Consider the following 21675-nt stretch of genomic DNA (forward strand, 5'->3'; position numbering starts at 1 on the left):
TTACCAGTTACTAATCCAATGACGGTGCATTTTTCCGAAAAACCTCCAACAGATACTCGCGACTCGGCAAATACTTCGGAAGAAGAAGTATTTGCATTTCCCACCTCTTTTGCCCAGCAAAGACTGTGGTTTATTGACCAATTTGAACCGGGAAACCCTTTTTACAACCTTCCGGCGGCTGTGTTACTAAAAGGCAGGCTAAATGTAGTAGTGCTAGAGCTAAGTTTTAAGGAAATTGTGCGCCGTCACGAAGCTTTACGGACGACATTTGCCACTGTAGACGGTCAACCCGTGCAGGTGGTTGGTGAGAATTTTAATTTCGGGCTGCAAGTTTTAGACCTGCAACAATTGGCGGAAACTGAGCGAGAAGAAAAAGTAAAACAACTGGCTGCAGAAGAAGCTAGCAAACCTTTTGATTTAACCAAAGGACCGCTGTTGCGAGCTAGTTTGCTACAGTTAGATGCTGAGGAATCTGTCTTGCTGCTGACGCTACACCACATTATTTTTGATGGCTGGTCAATCGGAGTCTTTCTGCAAGAATTAGCAGCACTTTACGAAGCGTTTGCGATTGGCAAACCATCCCCACTTCCCGAACTTTCCATACAGTACGCCGATTTTGCTATTTGGCAGCGGGAATGGCTTGCGGGCGATCGCTTGCAAACTCAACTTAACTACTGGAAAAAGCAGCTCAGTGGCGCTCCCCCCTTGCTGGAATTGCCAGCCGATCGCCCCCGTCCCCCCGTGCAAACCTATCGGGGTGCGAAAGAATCATTGCTCATCCCCAGAACGCTAGGGTCAGCCCTCAAAAAGCTCAGCCGCCAGGAAAATGTCACCCTGTTTATGACGCTGCTAGCAGCCTTTAAAACGTTGCTCTATCGCTATACAGGACAGGCAGATATCCCCGTTGGCTCTCCCATCGCCAACCGCAACCGAGCCGAAATTCAAGGGCTAATCGGGTTTTTTGTCAATACTTTGGTATTGCGAACTGATTTGTCAGGTGAGCCCACTTTTCGGCAGTTGCTCGCTCGCATTCGGGAGGTGAATTTAGAAGCTTACGCTCACCAGGATTTGCCGTTTGAGAAACTGGTTGAAGAGTTGCAACCCGAGCGAAATTTGAGCTACAATCCACTGTTCCAAGTTGCTTTTGTTTTGCAAACTCCACCTGTTGCGGCAGAATCAATAGCCGGACTCAATCTCACTCTTTTAGCTGTTGAAAATCAGACAGCAAAAGTGGACTTAACGCTGTATTTAGAAGAAAAGCAGGAAGAAATTAGCGGTCAGTTTGAATACAGTACCGATTTATTTGATGCGGTAACTATTAGGCGGATGGCGGGGCATTTTCTCACGTTGCTGGAGGGCATAGCTGCCCACCCAGAACGGCGGATTGAAGAGCTACCGTTGCTGGGAGAAAAAGAGCGGCATCAGTTATTAGTAGAGTGGAATGACACCCGCGCCGATTATTCGAGCGATCGCTGTATTCACCAATTGTTTGAAGCGCAGGTCGAGCGAACTCCCGATGCCATTGCAGTCGTATTTGAAGAGCAAAAACTCACCTACCGCGAGCTGAATGAACGAGCGAATCAACTCGCGCATTACCTGCAACAACTCGGTGTAAAACCAGAAGTTTTGGTGGGAATTTGTACGGAGCGATCGCTCGATACAATTGTCGGTATTCTCGGAACTTTAAAAGCCGGGGGCGCTTACGTTCCGCTCGATCCAGCCAACCCTCGCGATCGCCTTGCTTTTATACTCGAAGACGCGCAGGTAAATGTGCTGCTGACTGAGGAAAAATTGTTGCAAACCCTTCCCAAATGCAGCGCCAAAATCGTTTGCCTCGATGCGGATAAAAGTGCTTTCTCCCAACACAGCAAAGAAAATCCCGCCAGCGGCACCACTGCCGAAAATCTCGCCTATATCATCTACACTTCTGGCTCAACTGGCATCCCCAAAGGCGTTTTAGTTCCTCACTCAAACGTCGTCCGCCTGTTTGCTGCTACCCAGTCGCGGTACAACTTCAACGAGCAAGATGTGTGGACGCTGTTTCACTCTTATGCCTTTGACTTCTCAGTCTGGGAAATTTGGGGCGCTTTACTCTACGGCGGGCGACTCGCGATCGTACCTTATTCAGTCAGCCGATCGCCCCAAGATTTTTACAGCTTGCTATGCAAAGAACGAGTCACAGTTCTCAACCAAACTCCTTCTGCATTTTACCAATTGATAAAGACAGAAGAATCTGCCGGAATTGGCGAAGATTTAAGCCTGCGCTTAGTAATTTTTGGCGGGGAAGCTTTAGACTTGCAAAGCTTAAAACCTTGGTTCGATCGGCACGGCGATCGGCACCCCCAACTTGTCAATATGTATGGCATTACAGAAACAACTGTCCACGTCACGTATCGGCCGCTGACGGCCGCTGATTTAAGTAAAAATGCCAGCCTTATTGGCCGTCCAATTCCTGACTTGCAAGTTTACCTGCTAGATCGCAACTGCCAACCCGTTCCGATCGGCATCCCTGGGGAAATTTACGTTGGTGGTGCTGGCGTCGCGCGGGGCTATCTCAATCAGCCAGAATTAACGGCCGATCGGTTTATTCCAAACCCCTTTAATGACAGTTTGACAGCGCGGTTGTACAAATCGGGAGACTTAGCTCGCTATCTGCCAAATGGCGATATTGAATACTTGGGACGAATTGACTACCAAGTAAAAGTGCGCGGTTTTCGCATCGAATTGGGAGAAATTGAAGCAGCGCTAGGACAACATCTCGATGTGGCGCAGGCTGTAGTTATAGTGCGAGAAGATGTACCGGGAGATAAGCGCTTGGTAGCTTATATCATTGCTAACTCAGCAGCACAAAATAAGCATTCAATACTGATTCACGAACTGCGCTGCTTTCTGAAAGAAAAATTGCCGGAATACATGGTGCCTGCTGCTTTCGTGACGCTGGAAGCGCTGCCTTTAACAAACAACGGCAAAGTCGATCGCAAAGCGCTTCCCGCACCCGATCGCGATCGTCCAGAACTCGAAGAGGCATTCGCCGCGCCAAGCACAGCTATTGAAAAAATTCTAGCGGAAATTTGGGCGCAAGTATTGGGGTTAGAACAAGTGGGAATTGACGACAATTTCTTTGAATTGGGCGGCGATTCTATCCTCAGCATTCAAGTCATTTCTAAAGCCAATAAAGCGGGGTTGCGGCTCACTCCTAAACAACTGTTTCAACACCAAACCATTGCACAGTTAGCCACCGTCGCCGATACATATCAGACCCAACAATCGGAACAGGGATTAATCACTGGCGAAGTTCCTCTGACGCCGATTCAGCACTGGTTTTTCGAGCAAAATCTCTCCGATCCGCACCACTGGAATCAGGCGGTGCTTTTAGAGTTGCGGCAACCTCTCGAACCTGCATTAATTGAGTCAGTTTTGCAGGAATTGCTGAAGCACCACGACGCGCTGCGCCTGCGCTTTGCAGGAGGAGAATCTGGCTGGCTGCAGGAGCTCGCCAATCCCGACGAGGTTGCTCCGTTTACCTCCATTGATTTGTCGTCGCTACCTCCAGAGCAGCGAGAAGCCGCTTTCCAAACCGCCGCCACTCAGTTGCAAGCCAGTTTGAATTTGTCAGAAGGGCCATTACTTCGCGCTGCCCTATTTGACTTGGGCAAACATCAGCCAAATCGCTTGTTGTTGGCCATTCATCACTTAGCGGTTGATGGGGTTTCGTGGCGAATTTTAATTGAGGATTTCCAGACAGCTTATGAGCAGATTAGCCGCGGCGAAACAGTCGCGCTCCCGCCCAAAACAACCTCATTTAAGCAGTGGGCAGAACGCTTGCATGAGTGGGCGCGATCGCCCGAATTGCAGGGAGAGTTCGATTACTGGTTCGCCCTTTGTCACCAACCAATTTCTCGCTTGCCGGTGGATTTCCCACACGCAGCCAATTTAGTTGCATGTGAAAAGACAGTATCTGTTGCTTTGAGTGTTGAAGAAACAAAACTGCTCCTGCAAGAAGTACCTGCCGCTTACCGCACTCAAATTAATGATGTATTGCTAACTGGTTTAGCTCAAGCCTTTGAACGCTGGACAGGCAACAACTCACTTTTACTTGACTTAGAAGGTCACGGGCGCGAAGATATATTTGAAAGAGTAGATTTGTCGCGCACAATCGGCTGGTTTACAGCAGTTTTTCCCGTTTTGTTAAATTTAGAAAAACATTCGGATCTCGGCTCTGCCCTCAAATCAGTGAAAGAGCAGTTACGCGCAGTACCAAATCGGGGTATCGGCTGCGGTGTTCTACGATATTTAAACCCAGAAATTTCTAAAAAAATGCACAAATTGCCGCAAGCTGAGGTAAGCTTTAATTATCTCGGACAGTTTGACCAAGTGCTGCCGAAATCTTCTTTATTAATGCTGTCCTCCGAGCCTAGTGGCCCCCTTCGCAGCCCGCGCGGAAATCGGCGTTACCTGCTGGAAATTAACGGATTTATTGCCAGCGGCAAGCTGCAATTAGATTGGACGTACAGCGAAAGCATTCACCGACGAGAAAGCATTGAAAATTTAGCAACGGGCTTTATAGAATCGCTGCGATCGCTAATTAAATACTGTCAGTCCCCGGACGCCGGCGGCTGCACTCCTTCTGACTTTGCAGAGTTTAAGTGGAGCCAGTGGAGCCAGGACGATTTAGACAACATTACCGCAATTTTGGCAGAGCTTTAATATGACAAAAGGCAATATCGAAGATTTTTATCCCCTCTCCCCAGCGCAGCAGGGCATTCTCTTTCATTCCCTTTACCAGCCAGAATCGGGCGTATATTTCGGGCAACTGCTGTGCGTCTTGCGCGGCGATCTCAATGTTTCTGCGTTTAGAAATAGTTGGCAAAAAGTTGTAGAGCGGCATCCCATTTTGCGGACTTGTTTCGTGTGGAAAAATTTGAAAGAACCCGTGCAAGCGGTGCGTAAGCAGGCTGCATTATCTTGGCAGCAGATGGACTGGCGATCGCTGTCTGCTTCCGAACAACAACAGCAGCTAGAAACGTTCCTAAAAGTCAATCGAGAACAGGGCTTTGACTTGACATCAGCTCCCTTAATTCGCATTGCACTAGCGCAGTTAGGAGCAGATACTTTTCAGTTTATTTTGAGCCACCACCACTTAGTTTTAGATGGGTGGTCGCTGGCGATCGTTCTTGAGGAAGTTTTTGGTTTTTATCAAGCCTTCTCCCAGGGCGAGGAATTGCACCTCAAACGCCCTCGCCCTTATCGGGATTACATCGCGTGGCTGCACCAGCAAGATTTATCTGCGGCTGAGTCATTTTGGCGGCAAACTCTCAAAGGTTTTGCAGCTCCAACTGCGATCGCCCGGGGCAATATTGTCGCGGGAAACCGTTTAGAAAGTAGTGGCGAACAGCAGGTGATATTTTCTGCAACAGCCACCGCCGCACTGCAATCTGCCGCGCGGCAGCATCAGCTAACATTAAATACCCTCGTACAGGCAGCTTGGGCGCTACTTTTGAGCCGATACAGCGGCGAGGAAGATGTGGTTTTTGGTACGGTTGTCTCCGGGCGACCGCCAGAGTTAATGGGTGCTGAATCGGTAGTGGGACTGTTCGTAAATCCTCTGCCAGTGCGCGTAAAAATTGACCCACAGGATTTTATTTTATCCTGCTTGAAAGAACTCCAAGCGCAACAAGTTGAGGCGCGACAGTATGAGTACAGCCCCCTCGTTGAGGTGCAGGGGTGGAGCGAAGTTCCTCGGAGTTTGCCTCTATTTGAGAGTTTGGTCGTTTTTGAAAATTATCCTTTGGATGCTTCTTTGCAGGAGAAAATTCCCAACTTAAAAGTAGAGAATATTCGCTCTTTGGAAACAACGAATTATCCTCTAACGGTGATGGCGATGCCGGGTGCGGAATTGACGCTGAAAATTATTTTCGATCGTAACTGCTTTGAGGAAAGTGCGATAGCGCGAATGCTCGCACACCTGCAAACTTTACTAGAGGGAATGACTGCCAATCCTGAGCGGAAACTGTCAGAATTGCCCCTATTGAGCGCCGCCGAACGCCAGCAATTACTTGTCCAGTGGAACGACACCCAAGCGGATTATCCCAAAAATTCCTCAATTCACGAATTATTTGCAGCGCAAACAGAGCGAACCCCAGATGCAGTGGCTGCAATTTGCGAAAATGAACGATTGACTTACCGCGAATTGAATGCCAAAGCCAACCAAATCGCGCATTACCTGCAATCTCTAGGTGTAAAACCCGCAGTTTTGGTGGGAATTTGCTTAGAGCGATCGCTGTCCATGCTGGTGGCTATTTTGGGCATTTTAAAAGTCGGTGCCGCTTACGTTCCTCTCGATCCTGCTTATCCCCAAGAACGCCGCTCCTTCATGCTAGCCGACGCAAAAGTTCCGGTGCTTTTGACTCAAAAAAACCTCTTAGAAACCCTCCCCGAACACAGCGCTAAAGTCGTCTGTATCGACGCCGAATGGCAGGAAATTTCCCGCGAGAGCGATCGCAACCCCGCTGTTAAAGTGGAAGCTGAAAACCTCGCTTACGTCCTCTACACTTCCGGCTCGACAGGCACTCCCAAAGGCGTACTCGGCACCCACCGAGGCACAGTCAATCGCTGTTTTTGGAACCCCTACCCTTTTATCGAAGCAGATATTTGCTGTCAAAAAACGTCCTTAAATTTTGTCGATTCGGTTTGGGAAATCTTTGCTCCTTTGCTGCATGGGTTGCCCACTGTGATTGTTCCCGATCGAGCCGTCAAAGATATTAACCAATTCCTTCAAACCTTATCAAAGCAAAATGTAACCCGACTGGTGCTGGTTCCTTCTTTGTTGCGCGCTATCTTAGATTCCTTCCCTGATTTAGACAGGCGCTTGCCTCAATTAAAATATTGGATTTGCAGCGGAGAAACTCTGCCGCTGGAACTTTGCCAGCAATTTCGAGAACAGATGCCCCAGCGGGTATTAATCAATCTTTATGGCTCTTCGGAAGTAGCTGCGGACGTGACGTGGTACGATGCAACTCACTGTGTCGAGAAAGTGCCAATCGGTCGCCCGATCGCCAACACGCAAATTTACCTGCTCGATCGCAATTTGCAACCCGTTCCGATAGGAATTCCCGGCGAGATTTACGTCAGCGGTGATGGATTGGCACAGGGCTACTTAAACAGCCCCGAATTAACCTCGGAGAAATTCATTTCTAACCCGTTTGGGCCAGAAAAATTAGATTTTCTCGGTAATTATCATCAAAAAGTTTTGTTCAAAACAGGCGATATCGGTTGTTACCTGCCGGATGGTAATATAGAATTTCTGGGCCGTGGCGATTGCCAAGTAAAAATTCGCGGTTTCCGCATCGAACTCGGAGAAATAGAGGCAGCACTTTCTCAACATTCTTCTGTGTCCACCGCTGCTGTTTTGCTTCAGGAAAATGCACCGGGCAGTCAGCGCCTAGTCGCTTACTTAGTTCCTAACCCAGGGTTCAGAAATCAGTACCCAGAAGTTATTTCCGAACTGCGTTCATTCTTGAAGCACAAACTGCCCGATTACATGGTGCCTTCAGCTTTTGTGCTATTAGATGCGCTGCCACTAACGCCCAACGGAAAAATTGACCGCCTCGCCTTATCTCAAAGGTGCGATTACGTTTCTGATGAAACAGCCTTCACTGAGCCACAAACGTCCACAGAGGAAGCAATTGCTGAGATTTGGACTGCTCTTTTAGGGCTAGAAAAAGTAGGAACTAACCAAAACTTTTTTGACCTCGGCGGTCACTCTCTGATGGCAACACAGTTAATATCGCGAGTGCGATCGTGCTTTGGGGTAGAGTTAGCGCTGTGCGATTTTTTTGCCGCTCCCACCATTCAGAATTTAGCTGAACTGGTAGAGGAAGAAATTCTGGCAAACGCCGATGCTAACCAGATAGATGAATTGCTCGATCTCTTAGAAAAGAGTGATGGAGAGTCAGCACCAACTGTGATGGTGGCTGAGTAAACATCGGGTGGCTAAAAAAACACAAAAAGCCCTTTGTTCATTAAGGGTTCGGTGGGGAATTGAAGATTTTAAAATCCCATTTAATATCCATTCCGGTTGTATCAGAATGATTAAACCGCAGAGGACACAGAGGATACAGAGAAAGGGAAGAGAGAGATGAATAATGCCGATGCTAACGGATTTGATATAACAGGATAAATTCGCATGAGTAAACTAACAGTAAAAGCCACAAGTTCTCAAGATGTAATGCAGCAATTAAAAGCCTCTGTTACCCCACTTGAAGAAAAGTTAATGGAGCTATTCAGTGCCTCAGAAAAGTCATTTTTGGCAGAAGAAGCAATGGAGGAGCGAATTTCTGCCCTAGTTCAAGACTTTTTGTACGCAAAAACCGCTAGTACAGATATTGACTTAGAGTTAATTATTCAGGAGTTTAGGGAAAACAAAATTCCCGCCCTTCCTACAGATGTTGGGAATTATATCGATGATTTGACCCAAACCCTCGTTGCCCATTCCATTCACACATCTTCCCCCCGATATATCGGTCACATGACGAGCGCACTTCCCTATTTTGTGCGCCCGATCGCGAAGCTTGTAACCGCGATGAATCAAAATTTAGTCAAGATGGAAACTGCCAAAGTTTTAAGCCCCTGCGAGCGCCAGACTTTGGCAATGATGCACCGATTAATTTACGATTTTTCTGAGGATTTTTATAACCAGCACATTCAAAAAAGTGATAGCACGCTCGGTATCATGGTAACGGGCGGCACCCTAGCTAATATCACAGCCCTGTGGTGCGCTCGCAACGCTTCTTTAGGGCCAAAAAATAACTTTAGCGGCATTGAAAAAGAAGGCTTGTACGCAGCTTTAGAGTTTTACGGCTACAAGGGAATGGTGATAATCGGCTCGAGTTTGATGCACTATTCTTTTGAAAAGGCTGCCGGTTTATTAGGCATTGGCGATCGCAGTCTCCTAAAAGTCCCCACCGATTCCAATCACCGCATGGATTTGGCAGCGCTGCGCCAAACTGTAGCCGAATGTCGCGATCGCAATCTGCACATTCTGGCAATTATCGGTATTGCAGGCAGCACCGATTCGGGAAGTATCGATCCGCTTCCAGAAATAGCCGCGATCGCGCAATCCGCAAACGCTCACTTTCACGTCGATGCCGCTTGGGGCGGCCCCGTGCTTTTTTCCGAACGTCATCGGCACAAATTCGCAGGCATTGAACTAGCAGATTCCGTCACCATAGATGGACACAAACAAATGTATTTGCCAATGGGAATCGGTCTGGTTTTATTCCGCAATCCCCAAACCGCCAAAGTTATTGAAAAACACGCACCCTACACGGTGCGAAAAGACTCCATCGATCTAGGCAAGCGCTCTCTCGAAGGCTCTCGACCAGGTGCGAGTTTGTTCTTGCAAGCCGCCTTGAATATCATCGGCCATCAAGGCTATGAGTTTTTGATAGATGCAGGCATCCATAAAACGCAGCACTTGGCCAATTTAATTCGGGAAAATCCAGCATTTGAATTGCTGCTAGAACCAGAAATTAATATTCTTTTATACCGCTACATTCCAGAAACCTTCAGGGAAAAAGCAGCCAAAAAACAACTAGCCGAAGCAGACAACCACTTCATTAATCAATTTAACGAGCGCCTTCAGGAGGCCCAGCGGCGAGCCGGTGACACCTTCGTATCGCGAACAACCGTGCAAAACACCTGTTATGGCAAAACCATTCCCATTGTTGCTTTTCGAGTCGTCCTTGCCAACCCCCTCACCACTGAAGCAGATATCAACGTTGTTTTAAACGACCAGCTAAAAATAGCAGCCAAGCTTTCCTTAACTATCACAAACAGCGACCACTGCGAGGAAGTGAATTATGCTGTCTACTAATCGTTCAGAACGACTGAAAAACCTCTCGCCCCAGAAGCGAGCGCTCCTCCTCAAAGCATTGGGCAAAGAGGCAGTACAGGCTGAGCAATCTCAGCGTATTCCCAGGCGATCGCAGCAAAATTCTGCTCCCCTTTCTTTTGCCCAGCAACGGCTGTGGTTTCTCGATCGATTGTCTCCCGAAAACCCTGGCTACAACCTTCCTGCTGCTGTGCGTTTGCAAGGGCAATTGAATTTGTCAGCACTGCAACAAACACTCAATGAAATTGTCCGGCGTCACGAAGTTTTACGGACTGCTTTTGCAGAAGTGGACGGGCAACCTGTTCAACTGATTTCTCCTTCCTTGGATTTCGCTTTGTCGGTGGTAAACTTGCGACATTTACCAGAAACTGAGCAGCAAGCTGAAATAGAGCAGCGTACTCTTGAAGAAGCCCAACGCCCCTTTGACTTAACGCGATCGCCCTTACTGCGGGGTACTCTGCTGCAACTTAGTCCGGCAGAATATGTATTGCTGCTGACGATACACCACATTATTTCTGATGGTTGGTCTATGGGGGTATTGGTGCGAGAAGTAGCCGCACTTTATGAAGCTTTTTCCAATGACAAACCCTCTGGGCTGCCTGAACTTCCCGTGCAGTATGCCGACTTCGCCAGTTGGCAGAGGCAGCATTTTCAGGGAGAGAAATTAGAAAAACAGCTCGCTTATTGGAAACAGCAATTGGGAGGGGGTTTAGCTGTGCTGTCAACAGATAGGCAGCGCTCTCCCGTGCAAAATTTCCGAGGGTCGCAGCAATCTTTTGTAATTTCCTCTCCGTTAACTGAAAGGCTGAAAACGCTCGCCCAGCAACAAGATGTCACCCTATTTATGACGTTGTTGGCAGCATTTCAATCCTTGCTATCCTGCCAAATAAAGCAGGATAACCTCGCTATTGGCTCTCCCATTGCCAATCGCAACCGCCTTGAATTAGAGGAACTGATTGGATTTTTTGTCAATACTTTAGTGCTGCGAATTGACACCGCAGGTAATCCAACTTTCCGCGAACTACTCGGTCGAACACGCGAGGTAGCGTTAGCAGCTTACGCTCACCCGGATGTCCCTTTTGAAAAGCTCGTGGAGGAATTGCAGCCGGAGCGAAATCTCAGCTATAACCCGCTGTTTCAAGTGTGGTTTGTACTCCAGAATGCGCCCATGCCACCCCTGGAGTTAGCTGGTTTGACCTTGAGCATTCTGGAATTCGATGTCGGTATGTCGAGACACGACTTAAGCCTCAATCTCTGGGAGGTTTCAGAAGGAATCCAAGGCTTATTTGAGTACAAAACAGACTTATTTGAGGCTGCGACTGTTGCCCGAATGGTGAGAGGTTTCCAAACCCTCCTCAACCAAGTAGTCATCCAGCCAGATATCAGGATCGACGACTTGGCAGAAATTCTTGCCGAAGCAGAAAGGCAGCACCAAATCGAGCAGGAAAAACAAATTCATCTTTCGGGAATTCAAAAATTAAAAATGGCTAAACGCAAAGTTATGAAAAGTTGAAAATGATGGCTCATATCAATTCCGGTTGTATTGGAATGATTAAACCGCAGAGTACGCAGAGAACGCAGAGGAAGAGAACAGAGAGATGAATAGTTCCGATGCTAACGGATTTGATATCAATCTCTCAGGTTTTTTCGGGAAAAAGAGATAAATTTTTCACCAAACCAAAAACTATGACAAATACAGAAACAAAGAATCTCAATTCCCAAAAGTTAGGATCGGTTAGGCGTAAATCCGTCAGCCTGTCCTCAGAGGAATTAGTCAAAACCGCCTACCTCCAGCCCGAAAACCTTCTACCTCTAGTTGTTCAGCCAACAGTAGAAAAATTAAATCTCGCAGGTTGGGCACAGAACAATCGCTCATCAATTGAAACGCAGTTATGGAAGCACGGAGGAATACTTTTTCGAGGCTTTGAAGTCGGCGGGGTGAATGGTTTCGAGCAGTTTATTCAAACTCTTGCTGGCGACTTGTTGGAATATTCTTTTCGCTCGACTCCGCGTAGTTTGGTGAGCGGAAATATCTACACTTCCACCGAGTATCCTGCCGAGCAATTCATCCCACTACACAATGAAATGGCTTATTCTCGAAATTGGCCGCTGAAAATCGCTTTTTTCTGCATCAAGAAAGCTGAACAGGGAGGAGAAACTCCGATCGCTAACAGCCGCAAAGTGTTTGAAAGCCTGGATTCAAATATTAGAGAAAAGTTTGCCCAAAAAAAGGTTATGTATGTGCGGAATTACGGGGGCGGCGTAGATTTACCCTGGCAAAATGTCTTCAATACTGATAGTAAAATTCAGGTAGAAGAGTATTGCAAAAAAGCGGGAATTGAGTTAGAATGGAAAAGTGGCGATCGCTTGAGAACTCGGCAAATATGTCAAGCTGTCGCTGGGCACCCAAAAACGCAGGAAATGGTGTGGTTTAATCAAGCTCACCTCTTCCACATTTCCAATCTCGAACCCGCCGTTCGCAAAGAGCTTTTAACTTCTTTTAAGCAGGAAGATTTACCCCGCAATGCTTATTACGGCGATGGCTCGCCCATTGAAGATTTTATATTAGACGAAATTCGTCGCTGCTACCAGCAAGAAACGATTGTTTTCCCTTGGGAAGAAGGAGATGTCTTGCTGTTAGATAATATGCTAGCCGCGCACGGACGCACGCCATTTTCTGGTTCGCGTCGGGTTGTTGTCGGTATGGCAGAAGCGTTTAGCTCTCAAGATATTTAGGCTGCTTATTAAAGGAACTTTAGAAATGCAAAACGAAACAATCGAAGGGTTTAGACTCTCTCCACAGCAACGGCATCTGTGGGGGTTACAGCAAAATAAAAGCCAACAGACTTATCGCGTTCGAGGTGCAATTTTAATTACCGGAAACCTCGATCGAGAGATTCTTAAAAGTGCGCTGCAAAATGTCGTGAATCGGCACGAAATCCTGCGGACTAGCTTTCACTGCTTGCCTGGGATGACACTACCCCTGCAAGCGATCGCCAGCACTGGTGAAGTCCCTATCTCGGAACACAATCTGAGCGGTTTGTCTCCAGAAGAACAAGACGCTAAAATCGCAGCGCTTTTTCAGCAACTAAGTCTGCTTCCTTTTGATTTTGAGCGCGGCCCTCTTTGGCACATCTCTTTAGTCACTCTCGCCCAAGACAAGCACCTATTGCTGGCGAACTTCTCTGCCTTAATTGCAGATAGCGTCACCCTGAAAAATTTTACCCGCCAACTCAGTCTTTCGTACTCAGCCTCTGCGTGGCCAGAAGCACCAGCCGATGAGCCAATGCAATATGCCGATATTGCTGAGTGGCAAAATGAGCTACTCGAATCAGAAGAAACGGCAATCGGCCAAGAATACTGGCGAAAGCTGAACCTTGAATCTTTGGATTTATTAACGCTTCCTTGGGAAAAGAAGAATTCAGAAGCGGAATTTGGGCCGCTAGTAGAAAGGGTGGAAATTCGGGGTGATTTGTTGAACAGCTTGGAAGCGATCGCCCCAAAGCACAAAAGCGATATTTCTGTCTTCCTGTTGACTTGCTGGCAAATTCTCATTTGGCGGCTTACCAGAGAGCAAAACCCGATAATCGGCGTAGCGATTGACGGCAGAAAATATGAAGAATTAGAACACACTCTGGGGCTGCTGTGCAAATACTTACCCCTACGATGCCCAGTGCAAGACGATTTAAATTTCTCACAAGTGAGGCAGCAAGTTGAGCTTAATCTCAACGAGATGTACAACTGGCAAGAATATTTTAGCTGGGAAGAAATCTTAGAAAACGAAAAAAGCAGCAGCTTTTGGCCCGTCTGCTTTGAGTTCCAAGGAGAGCCTAAGAACTATGATAATTCAGGCGTTTCATTTTCCCTTGTTCGGCAAGATGCCTGCCTAGAGCCATTCAAACTCAAGCTCTCCTGCCTCCGCCTGTGCAATTCCCTAAGCGCTGAATTTCACTACGATTCCGCTTTATTTGCTGCGGCAGATATCAAGCGCTTGTCACAACACTTTCAGGCGCTCTTAGAAAGCACAGTCAAAAATCCAGAAGTCGCTATCAGTCAGCTAGACATACTCAGCGATCGCGATCGGCTGCAACTTCTAATTGACTTTAACCAAACTCAAAAAGATTACCCGAAAAATAAATGCGTTCATCAGCTTTTTGAAGAACAAGCAGAACGCAACCCAGACAACATTGCCGTCGTCTTTGAAAGTGAACAAATCACCTACCGAGAACTCAACGATCGCGCCAATCAACTCGCCCATCACCTGCAAAACTTGGGAGTTGAACCAGAGGTCGTTGTTGGCATTTGCCTCGATCGCTCCTTAGAAACAATCGTAGGAATGCTGGGCGTACTCAAAGCCGGTGGTGCCTATTTACCCATCGATCCAACGACCCCAATAGAGCGCAAAGCGCTAATGCTAGAAGACGCTCAGGTGAAGGTTTTGCTCGTACAACAGCGGCTCATCGAAAGCTTGCCGAAAACTCAGGCAAATATTGTTTGCATCGATACAGACATTCCCACTGTTTCTGCATCTTACACCCCTCGCGCCTCTTCTGACAATTTAGCTTACGTCATTTATACTTCCGGTTCCACTGGCATCCCCAAAGGAGTCGCGATCGAACACCGGCAACTGCTCAATTACCTGCACAGCATTCAGGAAAAATTAAACCTACCAGCCGATACCAGTTTTGCTACCGTTTCCACCTTCGCCGCCGACTTAGGAAACACAGCGATTTTCCCCGCCCTTTGTTTCGGCGGTTGCCTGCATATTATCTCCCAACAACGCGCCACCGATCCAGAGGCACTGGGTGAATATTTCTGTCGCAATCCCATCGACTGCCTCAAAATAGTTCCCTCTCACCTAGCCGCCCTTTTAAATTCCTCTCAACCCAAGTCAATTTTGCCTGGTAAACGGCTTATTCTAGGAGGTGAATCTACCAACTGGAGCTTAATTAAAACACTTCGCAATCTTGCTCCCAGTTGCTCAGTATTCAATCACTACGGACCAACAGAAACAACTGTAGGTGTCCTGACTTATCAAGTCGAATTTGATAAAATTGGGTGCGATTTTGACACAGTTCCACTCGGTCTTCCGATTGCCAACACTCAGATTTATATCTTGGATTCTTACTTGCAGCCGGTGCCGATAGGCGTACCTGGTGAACTGTACATCGGCGGTGATAATTTGGCGCGCGGATATCTTAACCGCCCTGAATTAACCGCAGAAAAATTTATTCCCAATCCATTTGACACGCAAGCAAAGACGCGACTGTACAAAACCGGCGACTTGGCTCGCTATTTGCCAGACGGAAACATCGAATTTATCGGGCGAATTGACGGCCAAGTAAAAATTCGCGGTTTCCGCATTGAATTGGGAGAAATTGAGGCGGTGCTGGGGCAACATCCAGATATCGCGCAGGCTGTAGTTGTGGCGCCAGAAGACGAGATGGCACAAAAGCGCCTCGTGGCTTATTTGATTTCCGAGCAGAAACAAGCACCTACCCACAAGGAAATTCGCAATTTTTTAACGTCAAAATTGCCGGAGTACATGGTGCCTTCTGCTTTTGTGATACTCAAAAGTTTTCCTTTAACTTCTAACGGAAAAGTAGACCGACGAGCACTGCCCGCACCTGACGAAATGCGACCGGAGTTGACAGAAAACTTTGTCGCGCCTCGCACAAATATTGAGGAAGTTTTAGCCGCTATCTGGGCTGAAGTTCTCAAACTTGAAAAAGTCGGCATTTACGACAACTTTTTTGAATTAGGAGGGCATTCCCTATTAGCAACTCAAGTAATTTCCAGGGTGCGCCAAGCATTTCAGGTCGAGTTGCCTTTGCACCGTTTATTTGAGTCGGCCACAGTCGCCGATTTTGCAGTAGCGATCGCCCAAAAGCAAGCCGAACAAACAGACAGTGAAATGCTAGCTCAAGTTTTAGCAGACCTCGATCAACTGTCAGAAGCACAAATTCAGGAAATTCTCGCCCAACAAGGAGTCAGCAAATGAGTGATTTAATCGAACGCATGGCGGCTCTTTCTCCCCAAAAGCGCGAGTTGCTGTTGCAGCGGCTCAACCAGAAAAAAGAAAGCGTTTCGCTAGATAAAATTCTGCCTCAAAGTCGAGAGTCTAACACTTTTCCTCTGTCGTTTGCTCAACAGCGGTTGTGGTTTTTTGAGCAACTAACTCCAGGCAACTTTACCTATCACATCGTCGCCGGCGTGCGTTTGACGGGAACACTCGACGCGAGATCCCTCGATCGCAGTCTCAACGAACTTGTCAAGCGTCATGAAGTTTTGCGAACGGCTTTTCAGACAATAAACGGGCAACCCGTTCAGGCGATCGCTTCAAATCTGGAATTGAAAATTTTAGAAAGAGATTTGCGATCGCTTCCTGAAACTGAACGCGATCGCGAAGTTGAACGGTTAATCGCCGCAGAAGCAAAGCTTGCTTTCGACCTGTCACAAGCACCCTTATTGCGTGCCAAATTGCTGCAATTGAGCGATTCAAACTGGGTGCTGCTATTGAGTACGCACCACATCATTTCCGATGCCTGGTCAATGGGAATATTCATCCAGGAACTCGCCACGTTTTATCAAGCCTTTTGCACTGGCAAACCTTCTCCCCTTCCCGAACTGTCGGTACAGTACGCAGACTTTGCAAGTTGGCAGCGCCAGTGGTTGCAGGGAGAAGTTTTAGAGACGCAGCTTGCTTACTGGAAAAAACAGCTAGGAGGCAATCTCTCTGTACTAAATTTGCCAACCGATCGCCCCCGACCGGCAGTACAAACCTTCCGAGGTGCCGTGCATAAATTCACCATTCCCAAAGCAATCGCAGAGGAAATGACCCAATTAAGCCAGCGGGAAAAAGCTACTTTATTTATGACCCTACTGGCAGCGTTTAAAACGTTGCTCTATCGCTACACCGGGCAAGAAGATATTTTAGTCGGTTCCCCCATTGCTAACCGCAACCGACGCGAAATCGAGGAAGTAATAGGCTTATTTGCTAACACCTTAGTTTTCCGCACCAATCTGTCGAGCAACCCGACTTTTAAAGAGTTACTGGGTCGCGTGCGAGAAGTAGCTCTCGGCGCGTATAACCACCAGGATTTGCCCTTCGAGAAACTGGTAGAAATCCTACAGCCCGAACGAGATTTAAGTCATAATCCGCTATTTCAGGTGTTGTTTTCTCTGCGAAATGTTCGGACGCCGCAAATAAAATTGCCAGGAGTGACGTTGAGCAGTTTGGAAATAGAACGGAAAACGGCGAGATTTGATTTAGCGCTTGACCTGGAGGAAGGATTAGAGGGTATTAATGGAACGCTTGAGTATAGCCAAGATTTGTTTGATGCTAGCACTGCACGACGGATAGCCGGACATTTTCTAACCTTACTAGAAAGCGTTGCTGCTCATCCCGAACAGCGCATTTCAAATTTGCCAATATTGACGAAACCTGAACAGCAGCAACTCCTGTTCGAGTGGAACAATACTCAATCGGAACTTCCGAAGAATCAGTGCGTACACGGCTTATTTGAAGCGCAGACAGAGCGGACGCCGGATGCGATCGCTGTCGTTTTTGACGGGGAGCACCTAACCTATCGAGAGCTGAATCGGCGAGCAAATCAGCTAGCACATCACCTAAAAAACTTAGGGGTTAAACCGGAAATTCCGATCGGAATTTTTGTCGATCGCTCCCTAGAAATGGTAGTGGGATTGCTCGGCATTCTCAAGGCTGGCGGCGCTTACGTTCCGCTCGATCCGGCGCATTCCAACGAGCGCTTGAACTTCATGCTAGAAGACGCTGGGGTTGAAATACTGATCGCGCAGTCGCATTTAGGTGAGAAAATTGACCGCGCATTGCATAAAATTTTCCTAGATTCCGACTGGGAGAATATCGCGCCCGAAAGCGAAGAAAATCCATCGAGTGAGGCAACCCCTGACAATCTCGCTTATGTAATCTATACATCAGGCTCGACCGGAAAACCCAAGGGCGTTCAAGTCAACCACCGCAGCGTCGTTCATCTTTTTGCAGCCACTCACCCTCTATTTAATTTTAGCGATCGCGACGTTTGGACGGTTTTTCACTCTTACGCTTTCGACTTTTCCGTCTGGGAAATTTGGGGAGCACTTCTTCACGGTTGCAAACTAATCGTCGTTCCCGTGGAAGTGACGCGATCGCCAGCCGCATTTTACCAACTGCTGTGCTCCGAGCGAGTCACCATTCTCAATCAAACTCCTTCAGCAATCCGCCAACTGATTGACGCTAAAAAAGCTGCCACTAACTTTCAACAATCGAGCCTCCGCTTAATTGTTTGCGGCGGGGAAGCTTTTCCTACAGAGCTCGCTGCTCAATTACTTGAGTGGAACATACCCCTTTGGAACTTTTACGGCCCGACTGAAGCGACTGTCTGGACAGCCATTCATCCCATAAAATTAATTGAATCCGAGCGCCCTTACATTCCAATTGGTCGCCCCCTTCCCAACACCCAGCTTTATATTTTAGACGCCAATTTGCAGCCCGTTCCTGTAGGCGTTTTGGGCGAACTTTATATCGGCGGCGCGGGCTTATCCAGAGGCTATCTAAAGCGCCCCGAACTAAACGCAGAGAAATTTATTCCCCATCCCTTTGCCGAAAATAGAACTGCTTTTTCATTAATCCAGAATTCTTCATCCTTCATCCTTTCAGAACACATCTATAAAACCGGGGACTTGGCTCGCTATCTTCCAGATGGAAACATTGAATTTATGGGGCGCAGCGACCACCAAGTTAAAATTCGCGGATTTCGCATCGAATTAGGCGAGATTGAAGCAGCGATCGGTCAGCACCCAGCCTTGCGGGAAACCGTCGTGCTGGTTCGAGAAGACAATCCAGGCGACAAGCGCTTGGTCGCTTATATCGTTTCTAACTCAGCACTCAAAACTCAAGACTCAGAACTTATTAATGATTTGCGCTGTTACCTGAAACAAAAATTGCCGCAGTACATGATGCCCTCAGCGTTTGTTTTATTGGAGTCGCTGCCTTTAACACCCAATGGAAAAATCGACCAGCGATCGCTAAGAGCACCTGAAATCAACCGAGCCGAATTCGAGAGCAATTTTGCCGAACCTCGAACTCCCGACGAGCAATTAATAGCAGAAATTTGGGCGGAAGTTCTCGGTTTAGAGCGAGTGGGAATTCACGATAACTTCTTTGAATTGGGAGGTCATTCATTGCTGGCTACTCAGGCGATTTCTCGCCTGCGAGAAGCTTTTCAAGTTGAAGTACCCTTGCGCTCTCTTTTTGAATCGCCTACCGTCGCAACTGTCACCGAAAGCCTCTTGCAATATCGCGCCGAGCAAAAACTGAAAGCACCCCCCATCAAGCGGGCGTCAAGGCAGGGAGAATTGCCCCTTTCTTTTGCACAACAACGACTGTGGTTTCTCGACCAATTGCAGCCGGGGAATCCTGCCTATAATATCCCAGCAGCCGTGCGCTTGAAGGGGGCGCTCAATGTAGCCGTTCTAGAGCAAACTTTTCAGGAGATTATCAAGCGACACGAAGCATTGCGGACAACTTTTAATTCGGTGGAAGGACGACCCGCTCAGGTTATTATTTCATCTTTTAATTTCACATTGCCGATCGTAAACTTAAGAGAGTTATCGCAAGCTGAACGAGAAGCCGAGGCAATGCGACTAGCCGCTGAAGAAGCGCGACAGCCTTTTGACCTAACAAAATGGCCGTTACTGCGCGTCACATTGTTACATCTTGACGAGACAGAATACCTGCTGTTACTGACAGTACACCACATCGTAGCTGATGGCTGGTCGATGGGGGTACTCGTGCGGGAAGTGGCGGCGCTTTATGAAGCTTTCTGCAGTGGCAAACCTTCTCCCCTACCCGAACTTTCCGTACAGTACGCAGACTATGCTGTTTGGCAAATAAACTGGCTGCAAGGCGAAGTTCTCGAAGCAAAACTCGCTGACTGGAAGCAGCAGTTGGGTCAAATTTTGCCCCCGCTGCAATTGCCAGCAAAACAACCGCGCTCTGCTGTTTCTAGCGATCGAGCTGAGATTCAAAAATTCCAGCTTGATTGGCAAGTTTCAGAAGCGCTAAACGCACTCAGTCGGCAACAAAATGTCACCTTGTTTATGACATTGTTGGCTGCACTTCAAACGCTGCTTTATCGCTATACAAATCAAGAAGATATTGTCGTCGGTACTGACCTGGCAAACCGCACACAAGTTGAGACAGAAGCTTTAATTGGTTTCTTTGTCAATATCCTCGTCTTGCGAACCGATATGCGCGGCAATCCTACATTTCGCCAACTGCTCGATCGAGTCCGCGAGGTGACATTAAAAGCTTACGCTCACCAAGATTTGCCCTTCGACAAATTGGTGGAGGAATTGCGTCCCGATCGCAGCCTGAGTCAGACACCGCTATTTCAAGTTTTATTCGTCATGCAAAATGCGCCTATGCCGAATTTAGAAATGGCGGGTTTAACTTTAATGCCCGTTGCAATTGATAGCGGTACGGCTAAATTTGATTTGGCGCTATTTGTGTCGGAAACAGAGACAGGAATTGCCGGCAGTTGGAAGTACAATTCCGACCTATTTGACAGGGAGACGATCGCTCAAATGTCAAATCGCTTTGAAACCCTCCTCGGCAGCATTGTGGCGCAGCCTGACAGTCGTTTGAACACTTTAGAAATACTCACAGAAGCCCAGAAGCAGAAACAAGCCATGCAAGAATTAAAGCGTGAAAAAAGCAATTTTAGTAAGTTCAAAAGCGTCAAGCCCAAGCCAGTGGCATTGCCGCAAGGCGAATTGATCAAAACCGAGTACCTGCACCCCGACGAACTCTTTCCTTTAGTGGCAAAACCCGCAGTAGCCGATGTCGATCTCGCAGACTGGGCGAAAAATAACCGCGAATTTATAGAGGCAAAATTGCTACAGCATGGAGGGATTCTTTTTCGAGGGTTCATCGGCCCTGTGGTTGCCGCATTCGAGCAGTTTGCTCTCTCAATTTGTTCGGAATTATTTGGGGAGTACGGGGATTTGCCACGCGAAGGAGTTAGCGGAAAAGTTTACGGTTCAACTCCTTACCCAGCAGATAAAGCTATCTTATTTCACAGCGAGAGTTCGCACCTGCACCGCTGGCCGATGAAAATCTGGTTTTTCTGCGTTCAGCCAGCGCAACAAGGCGGAGAAACGCCGATTGTTGACTGCCGTAAAATTTACCAGTTGCTAGACCCGAAACTCCGAGAAAAATTCGCCCAAAAGCAAATTATGTACGTCCGTAACTACACAGACGGACTGGATGTAAGCTGGAAAGATTTTTTCCAAACAGAAGACAAATCCGTAGTTGAGGAATATTGCCGGCAAGCTGGGATGGAATTTGAGTGGAAAGCAGGAAATAATTTGAGAACTCGCAAAATTCGCCCCGCAATTGCCAAGCACCCAAAAACCAAAGAGATGGTATTTTTCAATCAACTTCCCTTGCACCACATTTCCTGCTTAGATGCGGCAACCCGCGCTTCCTTGCTCTCTGTTTTTGGAGAAGAGAACCTCCCCCGCAATGTCTATTACGGTGACGGCACTCCTATTGAAGACTCGGTAATGGAAGAAATTCAGGCAGTGTACGCGCAAGCTGCTGTTAGTTTTCCCTGGCAAGCAGGAGACATCTTAATGCTAGATAATATGCTTGCCGCTCACAGTCGCAATCCATTTATCGGTTCGCGAAAAATTGTTGTAGCGATGGGCGAAATGATTCCTGAATCAGGAATTTAATTCCCTATCATCTCTTCCAGGCAGAA

At 47.6% G+C, this 21675-nt stretch carries 7 protein-coding genes; all 7 read left to right on the forward strand.

The annotated features are described in order from the left end of the window. The first annotated feature begins 18 nt into the window (after positions 1 to 18). The 7 genes from QUA78_RS00565 to QUA78_RS00595 all read left to right on the forward strand — a co-directional run bounded on the left by QUA78_RS00565 (position 19) and on the right by QUA78_RS00595 (position 21649). Positions 19 to 4707: an amino acid adenylation domain-containing protein gene (locus QUA78_RS00565; RefSeq protein WP_445302322.1), complete on the forward strand. Its 4689-nt coding sequence runs from the start codon at positions 19 to 21 to the stop codon at positions 4705 to 4707. A gap of 1 nt (position 4708) precedes the next feature. Beyond that, a complete protein-coding gene (locus QUA78_RS00570) occupies positions 4709 to 7981 on the forward strand; it encodes an amino acid adenylation domain-containing protein (RefSeq protein WP_333299697.1) in 3273 nt (1090 codons plus the stop codon). Between the two features lie 204 nt (positions 7982 to 8185). Then, positions 8186 to 9874, forward strand: coding sequence for a pyridoxal-dependent aspartate 1-decarboxylase PanP (gene panP / locus QUA78_RS00575; RefSeq protein WP_333299698.1), 1689 nt, complete (start codon positions 8186 to 8188; stop codon positions 9872 to 9874). Further along, a complete protein-coding gene (locus QUA78_RS00580; RefSeq protein ID WP_333299699.1) occupies positions 9861 to 11405 on the forward strand; it encodes a condensation domain-containing protein in 1545 nt (514 codons plus the stop codon). Before panP ends, QUA78_RS00580 begins: the two co-directional genes overlap by 14 nt. Positions 11406 to 11578: 173 nt before the next feature. Next, positions 11579 to 12628, forward strand: coding sequence for a TauD/TfdA family dioxygenase (locus tag QUA78_RS00585; protein WP_333398494.1), 1050 nt, complete (start codon positions 11579 to 11581; stop codon positions 12626 to 12628). Between the two features lie 25 nt (positions 12629 to 12653). Then, a complete protein-coding gene (locus QUA78_RS00590) occupies positions 12654 to 15893 on the forward strand; it encodes an amino acid adenylation domain-containing protein (RefSeq protein WP_333398495.1) in 3240 nt (1079 codons plus the stop codon). Then, complete coding sequence (locus QUA78_RS00595) at positions 15890 to 21649, forward strand: amino acid adenylation domain-containing protein (RefSeq protein ID WP_333398496.1); 5760 nt, start codon at positions 15890 to 15892, stop codon at positions 21647 to 21649. The genes QUA78_RS00590 and QUA78_RS00595 overlap by 4 nt, the downstream gene beginning before the upstream one ends. Positions 21650 to 21675: the final 26 nt, after the last annotated feature.

The organism is Microcoleus sp. K4-B3, from assembly GCF_036704615.1.
In the GTDB taxonomy this organism is placed as follows: domain Bacteria; phylum Cyanobacteriota; class Cyanobacteriia; order Cyanobacteriales; family Microcoleaceae; genus Microcoleus.